Here is a 13813-nt window from a genome sequence, read left to right as displayed (position 1 = left end):
GGCATAGGGCTGCCGAATTTGGTCTGGTTTTGCAAGAACACAAAAAAGGCCCCAGCTTCTCAACCAGGGCGCTTTTTATTTAAAATAAGCCGAGTTGGGCTTTGGGCCGCCGCAGAATGGCCTGAGCCCGTTCCACGTCCTCATGGGTGACGTCAACCGGCCCCGACATTTCGGGCAGCGGGCCGCTCTCCTCCCCTGCTCCGGAAGCCGGACGCGGAATCGTAGCCGGACCTTTCTTCTTGGCGACCTGCCGGCGCTCGGGCTCGGGGCCTTCGTCGGTGAGCAAGGCCACGGTGTGAATCTTGAAGTAGTTGAGCTTGTTGCCCATGGCCTTCCAGCCTTTCACGTCGATAAACTCGTGGAGGTGGAGCTTCTCGGTTTCCTTGTCGGCCTTTTTGTCGCGCTGCAGCTTGATTTCCACCTGGGGCTCGCCAAAGCAAGTGGCGCAGAGCAGCTTGGAGCCTTTGGTTTCGGAAATGAAGACGAAGCGCTTCTCCAGCGTGCTGGTTTCAATCTTGAAGCGCTTGATGTAGTGCGTCTTGGTTTCGCCCTCGGCATACACGGCGCTGAGCACAGTGTCGGGCTCCAGCTTGCGCAGCAGCACGATGTTGGGCACGTCGAAGTGGTGGGCCGGATCAGGCGACTTCAGCTCGTAGGAACCGTCCTTGTAGACGACCAGCACCGTGTTGTCGGTGTCGAAGGTGCCCAGGTAGCGGCCGTGGCCGGCGGTATTGAGGCGGCCCACCACGCTGTCGAAGAAGACCTCCCGGCCGCCCAGGGTGGAGTCGCCGAGGCTTTTCTGGGTGATTTTCTTGATGGGCTGCTTGGTCACGATGTTGCCCATCGAGCCCTTGCCCTTGATGGCCAGCTCGGCAAAGTCAAAGTCGAACTGCTTGACGCGGGCCGGGGCCTTGTCGGAGAGCTGAATGCTGACGATTTCCGACTCCGAGTTGGGGTTAGCCGTCAGATACAGCGTCTTCGAGCCTTTGGTGGCTTTGGTCAGGTCGTAGGTTTTGTCGCGGGTGATGCCCGTGACCAGGAAGCGCTTGGCGAAGCTGATGCCCGAGGCGCCGTCCAGGTAAATCATGTTGTAGACCAGCCGGTCGTCGTTCTTGTTGTAGACGCCCACGTGCAGGATGTCCTTGCCCACGAAGGTTTTCTCGGCAATCTTGACGACCATGAACGTACCGTCGCGCTTGATGGCAATGATATCGTCCAGGTCGGAGCAGTCGCATACAAATTCGTCCTTCTTGAGGCCGTAGCCCACGAAGCCATCCTGCCGGTTGACGTAGAGCTTCTGGTTGGCCACGGCTACTTTTTGGGCCGTTACCACGTCGAAGGTGCGCAGCTGGGTTTTCCGCTCCCGGCCAACGCCGTACTTCTTGAGCAGACCGTCGAAGTAGGCAATGGCGTAGCGGGTGAGGTTGGCCAGGTTGTCGGCTACTTCGGCCAGCTCGGTTTCCAGCTTCTGGATGTACTCATCGGCCTTAAAGCCGTCAAATTTCGAGATACGCTTGATGCGGATTTCGGTCAGGCGGGTCAGGTCATCCTCCGTGATGGGGCGGCGCAGCACGATGCGCTGGTCGTCGGCCTTGGCCTTAGAGCCTTGCACGCGCACAAACTTGCTGAGGCCCTTCTCGATGGTATCAAGAATGTCCTGCCAGGTTTCGCACTCCTCGATTTTGCGGTAGATGCGGTTTTCGATGAAAATCTTCTCCAGCGAAGCCGAATGCCACTTTTCCTGGAGCTCGTCCTGCCGAATTTCCAGCTCCCGCTCCAGCAGGCGCACCGTTTTCTGGGTGCTCAGGCGCAACATGTCTTCCACGCCCACAAACCGCGGCTTCTCCTCGATAATCACGCAGGTGTTGGGCGAGATGGAGATTTCGCAGTCGGTGAAGGCGTACAGGGCGTCCATGGTAAGGTCCGGCGACACGCCCGTGGGCAGGTGTACCTGGATTTCCACCTCGGCGGCCGTGTTATCGACCACCTTCTTGATCTTGATTTTATTGGCCTCTGAGGCCTTCACGATGCTTTCCATCAGCGCCGTGGTGGTGGTGCCGTAGGGAATGTCGCGAATAACGAGCATGGTCTTGTCGACCTTCTCGATGGTGGCGCGCAGGCGAATTTTGGCCCCGCGCAAACCGCCGTTGTAGTTGGTTACGTCGCAGAGGCCGCCGGTCGGGAAGTCCGGAAATAGCTGGATTTCCCGGCCCCGCAGCACGTCGATGCTGGCCTTGCACAACTCGCGGAAGTTGTGGGGCATAATCTTGGTGCTCAGGCCCACAGCAATGCCTTCCACGCCCTGGGCCAGCAGCAAGGGAAACTTCACCGGCAGCGTGGTGGGCTCGCGCTTGCGGCCGTCGTAGCTCATCTGCCACTCGGTGATGTCGGGGTTAAAGACGACGTCGAGGGCAAACTTCGAGAGGCGGGCTTCGATGTAACGCGGGGCGGCCGCGCCGTCGCCGGTGCGGATGTCGCCCCAGTTGCCCTGGGTTTCAATCAGCAGGTCCTTCTGGCCCAGGTTGACCATGGCATCCCCAATACTGGCATCGCCGTGGGGATGGTACTGCATGGTCTGGCCGATGACGTTGGCGACTTTGTTGAAGCGGCCGTCGTCCATTTCCTTCATGGCGTGCAGAATGCGGCGCTGCACGGGCTTGAGGCCATCCTCAATGGCGGGCACGGCCCGCTCCAGAATCACGTAGGAGGCGTAGTCCAGAAACCAGTTCTGGTACATGCCGGCCACGGTAGCCACGTCGTGAATGGTTTCACCGGGGGCAAACTTGGGCTCCTCCTCGGTTTCCTCCGTTACGGGCGTGGGCTCGATAATCGCCTCCACGTCCTGCGACGACTCGGCCAGCAGCAGCTCGCCGGTTTCACTGACTACAAACTCGGGGGCTTCCTCGCCGCCGGGGGCAGCCGGCTCATCCTGGGGCGTGGCGGACCCAAACTCAAAGGAGTCGCCGGCCCCAAACAGGTTGGGCTGCTCTTCGGAATTGGGGTCTTGGGGTTCTTCTCTTCTGACACGGTAGGGTGTGGCGTTTGCCACGATTAATGTTCTTGTACCTCTCTCCCGGCCTTGGAAACCGGAAGGCTTTTCACTTAACAAACCCGGCCTCCTAAAAGGTGCGGGCAAAAAACAGGAGAATTAACTCATGGAGCCAGGGTAAAAGCTACAAAGAAAACAGAAGCATCCCGAGCAGCTAGCCAAGAACCCCAGGATACCAAAAGTACCGCTAGCTGCGCAGAACGCAATATTTCTAATGCAGAGCCTGGGCATAAAGTTCCTAATTATATTAGCCACGAGCAAGTCCAGAAGCAAGTTTCAACCAGACTAATCTACTTTTTATTTGCTCCGCAGGGGTTTTCACAAGCACAACAATACTAATCAAGTTAGTCCCGCTGCCTTACCGCTCCCCGTATACTGCTAAACTTCTCCCGGCCGGCGCTTTCTTCAGGAGCCTGAAAAGACCCGACATGTCCAGAAATTTCAGAACCTTGAGTTCCTATGCCCGCTGGTTGTCACTCTTGTGGGCGCCTCAGACCCTACTTCTGCCACTTTAGCTGCCTTAGCCCCATGCTCGACTTAGTAATTACTGCCCGCCAGGCTGCCATCAGCGCCGGCTTAGATGTGAAGCGGATTCTACCGTTTCGGGAGCGGCGCATGGTCGGCCCGTTCGTGTTTATGGACCACGCTGGCCCGGTGAGCGTGCCGGCTGCCCAGCTGCAAAGCCTCGACGTGCTGCCCCACCCTCATATCGGCCTGAGCACGGTAAGCTACCTGTTTGGCGGCCAAGTGATGCACCGCGACAGTCTGGGCGTGGAGCAGATCATCCGGCCAGGCGAGGTCAACTGGATGACGGCCGGCAGCGGCATTGCCCATTCCGAGCGGTTTGAGGACCCAGCTACCCTGGCTGGCGGACAGTTGGAAATGATTCAAACCTGGGTGGCCCTGCCCGAAGCCGACGAGGAAACCGCCCCCACGTTTACCAACTACCAGCCCCACGAGCTGCCCATCTTCACCGAGCCCGGCGTGTGGATGCGCCTGATTGCGGGCAACGCCTACGGCCTGCGCAACGACGTGCGCACCCACTCGCCTCTGTTTTACCTGCACGTAGTATTGCAGCCCGGCACCCGCTTTGGCCTGCCCCAGGGCTATGCCGAAAGCGGGGCCTACGTGGCCAAAGGACAGATAGAGGTAGCCGGCCACTTCTACTCGGCCGGGCAGCTCCTGGTGTTCACGCCGGGCCAGGACCCAGTTATCATTGCCCGCGAAGCCACCACGCTCATGCTCCTAGGTGGCGAGCAACTGGGCCCGCGCTTTATTTGGTGGAACTTCGTGTCCTCGCGCAAGGAGCGCATTGAGCAGGCCAAGGCCGACTGGGCCGCCGGCCGCATTGCCCTGCCCCCACCGACAACCACGAGTTTGTGCCCCTGCCCCAGGATAAGTCGCGGCCGGCCTCCTCGGCATCAGCCGCGCCCGAGCCGCTGTCGTAAGCACTGTGGTTTCGTTTCCAAAAGGGCCGAGCACTTAAGCCGCCAGCACTTGTCGGGGCCAACTTACCGGCTGTCTTGCGGATGATGTTACCCGGTTACGAGACAGACGACTTGCTTACTCAGGTTGGGCTGAAAAGCAAACCGGCCGCCTTCAGTTTCCTGAAAGCGGCCGGTGAACAGCGGTTATTAGGCCCCGGCACTCATTGCAAGGGGCTTCCCTGGCCTAGCCAAGCCCAAAGAAGAACGTAGGCCGGCTCTCGGGCGAGGTCTGGGCCTTGAGGTGGCGGCTGGTCAGGAGCAGGCCCAGCAACATCAGCAGCAGGAGCCAACCCGCTGCCCGCTGCCGCCAGGGTGAGGTATTCGTACTGTCGGAGTGGCGAGAGTCTCCCGAGCCGTAAGTAGGTAGTGTTGATGCCATAGGTGTGAGGGTAGAAAAAGAGCGAAGCCCCGCACTGGGCGGGACGTACTACAAAGAACGAAGCGGAGGATATACGGCGGTATCGCATAAAGATGTCATTCACTTCGGACGAACCTCAACGATTTGGCGTTGAACCCCACCTTTTCCGACGACGAATCTTACTCCTGTCGTCTCACGCCGGGCAGACGCCGGGCATGGTTCAGTAGCTCAGGACTACTCCTACAGCTGAAGCACTCCGCACAACCAACCACCCCACTCAGTGGCGCTGGAGCTTCCAGGGCTGCTGAATGGGGTGGCGGTGCTAGCTGGGGCCCGGACAGGACTCCTGGCCGGGCCCGTACCGGTAGTTACTCTGGCAGTGACTACTAAGGCAACTGATCGATAACGCTTTGGAGCGAGGCCCCCAGGCCGCCGATTATCACACCCGTGGGGCCACCGCCCGCACCCGCGAGGCCACCGACCAGGTCCGACAGGCCTACTTTCCACCAGTTAATCTTAGCAGCCGTAGTAGTACCGCCAGTGGCCGTCGTGTTTTTGATAATCCAGGGCGACTTACCACCCAGCTGAACCTGGGCATACCAGTACTGAGCGCTGTGCTTGCCCACCGACAGACCTTGCAGTAGGGCGATTTGGCTCTCGGGCTCCAGCGACTTGTCGGACTCTACGGCGCGCTCAATCTCGGTGAGCTTGGCAACGGCCTCATCGGCATTGGCCGACTGGGCCGACAGGGCGGCGCGCATCTGCTCGAAATACTTCAGTTCCTGGAACTGGCCGTGTTTCTGGTAATAGGCACTCAAGGCCTCCTCGGGGCTTTGCTGTAGATGATTTCGGCCACCCGGGGGTCGCTCAGGATCTTAGCCGATTCCTCGCGGTTGTAGCCGATGGTTTCGCCGAAGACAATCGTCTGGGGCTCTATTTCGCCAATCTTGTTCTTGAAATCGGCGCGCTCCAGGTAAAAGTCGAGGCCGGCGTTGTGCTGCTCACCTACATAGTCGTAGGCAGAGGAATTGTGCGTAGCCTTGGCAGTTTTGGGAGCAACCTCCTGGTTTTCTTTGCTGCACGAGATGGTCAGCAAAGCCAGGGCAACAAAGGCAAAGAAGAAGGAAAATAGCTTTTTCATGACAGTAATGAATAAAGGTGTAACGCCTCCTCCACTTACCAAGGGCTATCGGAGGGCTTATAACTCCCTGTGACAGTCAGTGTCGCTATGCGCGCCGGGCATCGTCCGGGGCCGGTGAGGTCCTTACGACTGTCCCGCCCGGGTGTGGCCCTCCTCCCGACCCAAGCTAGCATTGGGGTGAGGCGGGGGGCCCGGGGGCGGGGCCGAAAAGACTGCTGGCCCGGATAACGCAAGCGGGAATGAAACAACCGCTGCCGAAATAAAGAGTCCGGCAGCAGGGCCACCGGGGATAGAATAATTTGATGGTGGAAAGATAGTCGTCGTCTTTACCTTCTCTAATTTTAGTACACCAACACCCCTATTCACGGTACTAATCAGGCGTTTAGCATTTTATCCGCTTGTAGCCAAGCCCTTTTTTCTTCGGCCCACCAGCCACCCGGCAGCCGATGCAGCCCGCGTGTTTTCCGGGGCTGCTACCGAGGGCGAGGCAGCCCCAGGTTCAGTACCTGACTCACGAACTCAACCAGCATCTGGTAGGGCCTACTACCTGGGCCCGTTCGCTCCAGCTCCCGCTCCGCTTCCCTCCTGGCTCATTTCAGACGCCTCCCAAGCCCTACCCCTTCCTTTTGCGGCCAGACAATTGCTTGCGCTAACGTGTAAAAGGCACGCGGTAAGGTGTCGAAAGTTCGTGCCTTCGTGCAAACTGATGTGAGTAAGCACCAGGACTACGTGATTTATGACGCGCCGCCCGCAGCGGGCTCCGCTACGCCACCCATCAAGCCTGCACCCCAGGCCTGACGCGCACCTCCTGCCGGTGCACCCAGCAACAAAACCGCCCCACCCAGCTTCGGCCAGATGGGGCGGTCTTGTGCGTTGAAAGGTTGGAAAGAGGCCGCTTAGTTAACGATTAGGCGCGTGGTTTGGGTACCGCTGCGCACCAAATACACGCCGGCCCGCAGGGTAGCGGGCAACTGCAGCCGGGCCGTACCGGTGGCATCGGCGGCAGTGGTAAGCACCGGGCGGCCCAGCACGTCGACGACCTGGACGGGGGCGCCGGGCCGGGCGCCGGCCAGAGTAGCGGTCTGCTGGGTGGGGTTGGGGTAGAGCGCCAGCGGGGCCAGGGTAGTAGATGCAGTAGTGGAAAGCGGGCCGGCCCCTGGAAGGTAGGAAGCCACGTAATTAGCGCCTACATCACCTGCTTTGGTAAAGCTGCCCCCTATGTACAGGACGCCACCACTCATTGCCAGCTCATTGACCGAGTAGCTTGACGTTTGATTGTATGCTCCCATACCCGTACCTACACTACTCCAACTGGTGCCGTCCCACTTGGCTATCCGGCTAGCCGCTACTCCGCCAATCTGGGCGAAGGTGCCCCCTACATATAGCGTGTTACCGTTCACGGCGAGGCTGTAGATACCTTGGCTGGGCGCCCCGATTACCGAACCAGTGCCTAAGCTACTCCAGCGGGTACCATCCCACTGCGCAATAGAGTTGACCGTCACGCCATCCATCACAGAGAAACTTCCACTTGCATACAGCTTATTACCGCTGAGCGCCAATGCCTGTACAGTACTCGAATTGGTGCCCGCGCCCATGCTGCTCCAGTTCGTACCATCCCAGCGGGCAATAGAATTGGCGATAACGCCACCGATGGACGTGAAACCGCCGCCCACGTACAGCGTGCTCCCACTGGGCAACAGCACATGGACGGTTTCAAGCTGTCCGTAGTTTACGCCCGAGCCCAGGCCGCTCCAGCGGCTTCCGTCCCACTGGGCAATACTTCTGGCCGCCACTCCACCTGCTGAGTAAAAGCGGCCGCCGGCGTACAGGGTATTACCTATCACGGCCAGAGCCAACACCGTATTGGTTGACAACTGATCTATTCCCGCGCCCAGATTGCTCCAGCGCGTACCATCCCACTTGGCGACGTAGTTGGCCGGTACCGAGCCGGCCATAAAGAAAACCCCGCCCGCGTATAGGTCGGAGCCGTTCAGGGCTAGCGCATTGACGACGCCGAACGACCCAAATGTTCCATTACTTCTGACGCCATTGGCAGCCCCCGTGCCCAGGGCGCTCCAGGTGGAGCCATCCCACTTGGCAATGTTATTGGCGGGCACTCCCCCAGCGGCCGTAAAACTACCCCCTACATAGACTGTGTTGCCACTGATGGCAAAAGCGTGGACGCTCCCATTGGTCCCATTCGGCGCGCCCGCACCCAAGCTGCCCCAATTCGTACCGTCCCACTGAGCAACATTGCTGGCCGCACTTCCACCGGCCGTTGAGGAGGCGCCCCCGCATAGAGTATATTACCACTCACGAACAGGGCACTCACTCCGTTTCCGGTGCTTGCTCCGGTTGAAGTGCCCGTTCCGACACTATTCCAGGCAGTGCCGTTCCATTGAGCTATATTATCGGCTCGTACTCCTGCTACCGAGCTAAACAGCCCCCTACGTAGAGGGTGGTACCGTTGAGGGCCAATGACCAGACTTCCCCGCCGGACCCATCAGCTTCAGCCGTGCCTACCCTGCTCCAGGCGCTACCGTCCCACCGGGCCAAACCTGGCGAAGGCTGGGCACCAGCAGTTGTGAAGTTACCGCCTACGTAGAGAGTGTTGTTATGCATGAGCAGGGCATCAACGGATAAATCGACGCCATTGGCAGCCCCGGCACCCAGGCTGCTCCAGCCGGCACCATCCCACTGGGCCACGGAGTTGGCGGCAATTCCCCCCGCAGTAGCGAAAAAACCACCGACGTATAACCGGTTGCCATTGGTGGCAAAGGCATGTACTCTGCCACTGGCTCCAGTAGCACTAGTAATACCCGTACCCAGGCTACTCCACGCAGTGCCATCCCACCGAGCTACGCTAGGGGCTGCCACGCCGCCAGCCTGGGTAAAGTCGCCGCCTACATATACGTTGTTACCAATTACCGCCAGCGCCGATACGTCGCCGCCCGTCACGCCGTAGGCAGTGCTGGTACCCAAGCGGCTCCACGAGGTGCCGTCCCATTTGGCTATCCGCCTGACGGCTATTCCGCCGGCCGTGGAGAAAGAGCCTCCTACATAAAGGTCAGTACCTTGTAAGGCCAAGGCGTTAACGGTATTGGTTACGCCCGTACCCAGGGCGCTCCACGTGGTGCCGTTCCACTGGGCGATGTTGTTCACGGCAACCCCACCTGCAGAGCTTATTTGCCCAGCAACGTACACGATGCTGCCGCTGACTGCTATGGCCGTTACGACGCCAGTGACTCCATTTTGCTGCCCTACCGGCCCGCCGCCCAGCCCGTTCCACTCCGAAGCCCCGGGGCGCAGTACAGGCTGGCCTCCGGCACCGGTGCTGAGTTCGTACCCTTTGGCATCAAAGGAGCCTTGCACACCGTCGCGCAGGGTACCGTCTGCATTCAGGACCGTACTAATGGAAGGAGCCTGGGCCCAACCCCACCGGGGCCCGGTCAGCAGTAGGGCCGCCAGTAAGAACAGATAAACGAAGGGGCGAACCACACGGGCGCGGCGCCCGGCTGCCAGAGAGTAAGTGTGTTGCATAGAACAGAAAATGAAACCAGTCGATGAGAACCGCGGGACTACTTTCTGACTAGGAAAGCGGGCCGAAATAAAAAGCGGCAGAAAGCCCAGCGTAAAGGTATGCCGGAGAAGTGGTCTGAATAACTCAATAATAAAAAGCAAAACCGCCCCGCGCCGGGCGGCACGGGGGCGGTTGGATTACCAGCGCAAGGCAGCGGTTATGCAAAGGCCAGGTCTTCCTCGGCTACTTCGCTTACAGGCAGCACGTCGGAGGTCACCAGGTCTTTTTCCAGACGCAGGTTGTCGATGATAAATTCCTGGCGGGCGGGGGTGTTTTTGCCCATGTAGTAAGTCAGCACCTGCTGAATCGAGCGGTCAGACTGCAGAATGACGGGCTCAAGCTTGATATTGTCGCCGATGAACTTACCGAACTCGTCGGGGCTGATTTCGCCCAGGCCCTTGAAGCGGGTGATTTCGGGGTTGCGGCCCAGCTTGCGCATGGCCTCCTGCTTTTCCTGCTCGTTGTAGCAGTAGATGGTGGTCTTCTTGTTGCGCACCCGGAACAGCGGGGTTTCCAGGATAAACACGTGGCCATTGCGTACTAGGTCGGGGAAAAACTGCAGGAAGAAGGTCAGCAGCAGCAGGCGAATGTGCATGCCGTCCACGTCGGCGTCGGTGGCGATGACGACGCGGTTGTAGCGCAGATTTTCGATGCCTTCCTCAATATTGAGAGCGTGCTGGAGCAGGTTGAGCTCCTCGTTCTCGTACACGATTTTCTTCTTGAGGCCGAAGCAGTTCAGGGGTTTGCCGCGCAAGCTGAATACGGCTTCCGTCTCCACGTTGCGGCTCTTGGTGATGGAGCCCGAGGCCGAGTCGCCCTCGGTGATGAAGAGCGTGGTCAGGGCCTCGGCTTCCTGCTTGCCCTCGCCGAGGTGGAAGCGGCAGTCGCGTAGCTTGCGGTTGTGCAGGTTGGCTTTCTTGGCACGCTGGTTGGCCAGCTTTTTTACGCCGGCCATGTCCTTGCGCTCCCGCTCACTCTGCTCGATGCGCTTTTTGAGGGCTTCGGCCGCCGCGGGGTTCTTGTGCAGGTAGTTGTCGAGGTGCTCCTTTACAAAGTCCAGGATAAAGCCGCGCACCGTGGGTCCGTCCTCGCCCATGTTAATGGAGCCCAGCTTGGTCTTGGTCTGGGACTCAAACACGGGCTCCTGCACGCGCACCGAAATAGCGGCCACGATGCTGGCCCGAATGTCGGCCGCGTCGTACTCCTTCTTGTAGTGCTCCCGCACGGTCTTGACCACGGCCTCGCGGAAGGCTGCCAGGTGCGTACCGCCCTGGGTGGTATACTGCCCGTTGACAAAGGAGTAGTACTCCTCGCCGTAGTCGTTGCCGTGGGTCATGGCCAGCTCAATGTCGGGGGCTTTGAGGTGGATGATGGGGTAACGCAGGCTTTCGGCGTCGGCCTTGCGGGAAAGCAGGTCGAGCAGGCCGTTTTCGGAGTAGTACTTCTGCCCGTTGAAGTTGATGGTCAGCCCCGCGTTGAGGTAGACGTAGTTCCAGATCTGGTTTTCGAGGTACTCCGGGATGAAGCGGTAGTTCTTGAAAATCGTGTCGTCGGGCTGGAACACCATCAGCGTGCCGTTACGCTGGCTGGTTTTCACCGGCTTAGGGTCCTGCTTGAGCACGCCGCGCTCAAACTCGGCCGATTTGAGCTGGCCCTCGCGCACGCTCTGCACCAGAAAGTAATTGCTCAGGGCGTTAACCGCTTTGGTACCGACCCCGTTTAAGCCCACAGACTTTTGGAAGACTTTCGAGTCGTATTTGCCGCCCGTATTGATTTTACTGACCACATCCACCACCTTGCCCAGCGGAATGCCGCGCCCGTAGTCGCGCACCTGCACCCGGCTGTCGGAAATCTTGATGTCGATGGTGCGGCCGTGGCCCATTACGTGCTCGTCGATGGAGTTATCAATAACTTCCTTGACCAACACATAAATGCCGTCGTCGTAAGCAGAACCGTCGCCGAGCTTACCGATGTACATGCCGGGGCGCAGCCGGATATGCTCGCGCCAGTCCAGGGAGCGGATACTGTCCTCGGTGTAGCCGTGGTCGGGAATCGCAGCCAGGGGTAGTTCTTCGTCAGCCATTGTACTTTTCGCAAATCAAATTTGAGGTAAAATAACGCAGAAAATTGAGGTTTTCCGCGCTTTGTTTTCGCTACTCAAGTTAGCAAAATCGTTTCTTCCAACCTAAAAACCGGCGGGAAGGTTCACGCAAAAATAAGCCATTCCCCGCACATACTCCCTTTTTCACTTCTCCCGCCCCTCCAACCACATTAGCACTATGCTCCCTCCTGCTACCCAACATAACTTGCCTCCGTCGGGTCATAAACCCCAACCCGAGGTCAAGCAGCGCCCGATTGTGCAGTTCACCTTTGTGCTGCTGGCCGGCGTGCTGCTGGTATACTCGCTCAAAGTTCTGGACGACGTCCTGCTGCCCTTAGCCTTTGCGGCCGTATTTACCTTGCTGCTGCTGCCTATCTGCCGGTGGCTGGAGTCCAAGGGCCTGGGCCGCGTCTGGGCCATTATCCTGTGCCTGCTGCTGCTCGTCGTCATTTTTGCGGGCATCATCATGGCATTTGGCTCCCAGCTGGCGCAGTTCAAGGACGAGATTCCGAAGCTGCAAACCAAAACCGTGGACTTTTTTAACCAGGCCCAGGAATGGGCCCACCAGCGCTTTGGCTACAAGCCGATGAGCATAGAAGAAGTAAAGGAATCGACGGTGAAGGCCCTGAAAAAGTCGGGCGGCACCTACCTGGGCACCACGCTGAACACGACCACCTCGGCCTTAAGCAACCTGGCCCAGGTGCTGATTTACATCTTCTGCTTGCTGCTTTACCGGGACCACCTGCGCCAGTTTATGTTCCGCTTCGTGACCCCGACAAGCGCACCAACGTGCTGCACACCGTCGACAACATTCAGACCGTGGTGCAGGCCTACATTTCAGGCTTGCTCAAGGTTATTGTCATCGTGGCCGTGCTCAATGGCATTGGCTTGGTGGCGCTGGGTGTCAAATTTGCCATCTTCTTCGCCATTTTCGCCTCGGTGCTGGCCGTCATTCCCTACATCGGCATTATGATTGGGGCCACTCTGCCGGCGTTGATTACCCTGGTCGAAACCGGCTCCCCGTTGCAGGCCCTGGGCGTAATTGGCGTGTTCGTGTTCGTGCAGTTTCTGGAAGGCAACTTCATTACGCCCATGATTACCGGCTCCCAGGTGAGCATCAACCCGCTGGCTGCCATCCTGGCCCTGATCCTGGGCAACGAGCTGTGGGGCACGCCGGGCATGATTCTGAGCATCCCGATTATGGCCGTTATCAAAGTGGTGCTCGATGCCAGCAAAGTAACCGAGCCCTGGGGCTTCCTGCTCGGCGACACGGCCGAGGGCGAGGATTCCACCAAGCCCGGCAACGAGAAGGAGTTAACCTGGTGGCAGCGGGTAATGGGCCGCAAAGCCAAGGAAGCCAGCTAATCTAGTCCTGCTGCTTCCCTACTGATTTTGCCCTTGCCAACTCTACCTGGCAAGGGCTTTTTCGTGGCCAAGTTTCTGCTTGTGAAATCCCTAAACTAAATTTTATAAGCTCAACCGGGTAACCCTACTGTAGCGTTAGGGGTATAAAAGCTCAGTCAGCGGCACTCCGCTGGCGTTCTGAACTCTTATTTCCACCTAAAAACTTTTCTTGTCTTATGGCAACTATCACCTCGGAAACCGCCCGCGCTTATAACGACCTCGTAGAAATCAACAAGACGGCCGCCAAAGGCTATCAGGAAGCCGCCGAAGGCGTCAGCAGCCCCGATCTGAAGTCGAAGTTCAGTGAGCTCAGCCAGCAGCGCTCCCAGTTCGTGTCGCAGCTGACCCAGCAGGCCCAGCAAATCGGCATCAACCCACAGGACGGCAACACCATTGAAGGCGTAGTGGCCGATGCCGCCGCCGCCGTACACCGTGGCTGGATCAACATTAAGTCGGCTATCACGGGCCAGGACGACTCAGCCATCCTGGGCGAGTGCGAAACCGGCGACGCTACGGCCCTGGCCGCCTACGAAACGGCGCTTAAGTCGCAGGAAATTCCTGCCCAGGCCCGCACTATTATCGAGCAGCAGCACAGCGAAATCCTGTCGGCCAAAAACTGGGTAACCCAGCAGAAAGGCCAGCGCTAGGCTTTTGTCCAGCACCTATTTTATAAAAAGCCCGGCCATCTGGTCG

The 13813-nt window shown here is 58.9% G+C and carries 10 protein-coding genes and 2 pseudogenes; 5 read left to right on the top strand and 7 right to left on the bottom strand.

The features are described from left to right. Positions 1-79: 79 nt before the first annotated feature. Complete coding sequence (locus MUN79_RS19280) at positions 80-2827, bottom strand: DNA gyrase/topoisomerase IV subunit A (protein ID WP_375378261.1); 2748 nt, start codon at positions 2825-2827, stop codon at positions 80-82. A gap of 750 nt (positions 2828-3577) precedes the next feature. Here MUN79_RS19280 and MUN79_RS19275 point away from each other — a divergent pair. Then, positions 3578-4497, top strand: a pseudogene (locus tag MUN79_RS19275) (pirin family protein). Positions 4498-4720: 223 nt separating this feature from the next. Here the strand turns inward: MUN79_RS19275 and MUN79_RS19270 are convergent. The 3 genes from MUN79_RS19270 to MUN79_RS19260 form a co-directional block, all read right to left on the bottom strand. Beyond that, positions 4721-4915 (bottom strand): hypothetical protein, encoded by a 195-nt coding sequence (locus MUN79_RS19270; protein WP_244674231.1) that lies wholly within the window; start codon positions 4913-4915, stop codon positions 4721-4723. 365 nt (positions 4916-5280) lie between these two features. Next, positions 5281-5712 carry a hypothetical protein gene (locus MUN79_RS19265; RefSeq protein WP_244674230.1) on the bottom strand — a complete coding sequence of 144 codons (432 nt, stop codon included), beginning with the start codon at positions 5710-5712 and terminating at the stop codon, positions 5281-5283. Beyond that, the gene (locus MUN79_RS19260) at positions 5709-6035 is read right to left on the bottom strand and encodes a hypothetical protein (RefSeq protein ID WP_244674229.1); all 327 of its coding nucleotides are present in this window, start codon (positions 6033-6035) and stop codon (positions 5709-5711) included. The genes MUN79_RS19265 and MUN79_RS19260 overlap by 4 nt, the downstream gene beginning before the upstream one ends. Before the next feature lie 675 nt (positions 6036-6710). Between MUN79_RS19260 and MUN79_RS30235 the strand changes: the two genes are divergently transcribed. Beyond that, entirely contained in the window at positions 6711-6833 is a 123-nt protein-coding gene (locus tag MUN79_RS30235; protein WP_262922905.1) for a hypothetical protein, read from the top strand. 98 nt (positions 6834-6931) lie between these two features. On the opposite strand, the gene MUN79_RS19255 is transcribed toward MUN79_RS30235, so the two are convergent. From MUN79_RS19255 to MUN79_RS19245, 3 genes are all read right to left on the bottom strand, one after another. Continuing rightward, positions 6932-8152, bottom strand: coding sequence for a T9SS type A sorting domain-containing protein (locus MUN79_RS19255; protein WP_244674228.1), 1221 nt, complete (start codon positions 8150-8152; stop codon positions 6932-6934). A gap of 310 nt (positions 8153-8462) precedes the next feature. Next, positions 8463-9575, bottom strand: a complete 1113-nt coding sequence (locus tag MUN79_RS19250; RefSeq protein ID WP_244674227.1) for an autotransporter outer membrane beta-barrel domain-containing protein — start codon at positions 9573-9575, stop codon at positions 8463-8465. Positions 9576-9772: 197 nt separating this feature from the next. Next, positions 9773-11698, bottom strand: a complete 1926-nt coding sequence (locus tag MUN79_RS19245; protein WP_244674226.1) for a DNA topoisomerase IV subunit B — start codon at positions 11696-11698, stop codon at positions 9773-9775. A gap of 196 nt (positions 11699-11894) precedes the next feature. On the opposite strand from MUN79_RS19245, the pseudogene MUN79_RS30230 reads away from it, so the two are divergent. The 3 genes and pseudogenes from MUN79_RS30230 to MUN79_RS19235 form a co-directional block, all read left to right on the top strand. Beyond that, positions 11895-12428 (top strand): annotated as a pseudogene (locus MUN79_RS30230) (AI-2E family transporter); the annotation flags it as partial. A gap of 77 nt (positions 12429-12505) precedes the next feature. Next, a complete protein-coding gene (locus MUN79_RS30225) occupies positions 12506-13081 on the top strand; it encodes an AI-2E family transporter (RefSeq protein ID WP_262922904.1) in 576 nt (191 codons plus the stop codon). A 215-nt stretch (positions 13082-13296) separates the two neighbouring features. Beyond that, positions 13297-13767: a ferritin-like domain-containing protein gene (locus MUN79_RS19235; protein WP_244674225.1), complete on the top strand. Its 471-nt coding sequence runs from the start codon at positions 13297-13299 to the stop codon at positions 13765-13767. The last annotated feature ends 46 nt before the right edge of the window (positions 13768-13813 follow it).

The organism is Hymenobacter cellulosilyticus, assembly GCF_022919215.1.
GTDB lineage: Bacteria > Bacteroidota > Bacteroidia > Cytophagales > Hymenobacteraceae > Hymenobacter > Hymenobacter cellulosilyticus.
This window is presented reverse-complemented; position numbering and strand designations above follow the sequence as displayed.

Excerpts from the sequence above, each read along its gene's own strand:
- MUN79_RS19270 (WP_244674231.1), bottom strand. The coding sequence starts at position 4,915 with ATGGCATCAACACTACCTACTTACGGCTCGGGAGACTCTCGCCACTCC.
- MUN79_RS19250 (WP_244674227.1), bottom strand. The coding sequence starts at position 9,575 with ATGCAACACACTTACTCTCTGGCAGCCGGGCGCCGCGCCCGTGTGGTT.
- MUN79_RS19260 (WP_244674229.1), bottom strand. The coding sequence starts at position 6,035 with ATGAAAAAGCTATTTTCCTTCTTCTTTGCCTTTGTTGCCCTGGCTTTG.
- MUN79_RS19235 (WP_244674225.1), top strand. The coding sequence starts at position 13,297 with ATGGCAACTATCACCTCGGAAACCGCCCGCGCTTATAACGACCTCGTA.
- MUN79_RS19245 (WP_244674226.1), bottom strand. The coding sequence starts at position 11,698 with ATGGCTGACGAAGAACTACCCCTGGCTGCGATTCCCGACCACGGCTAC.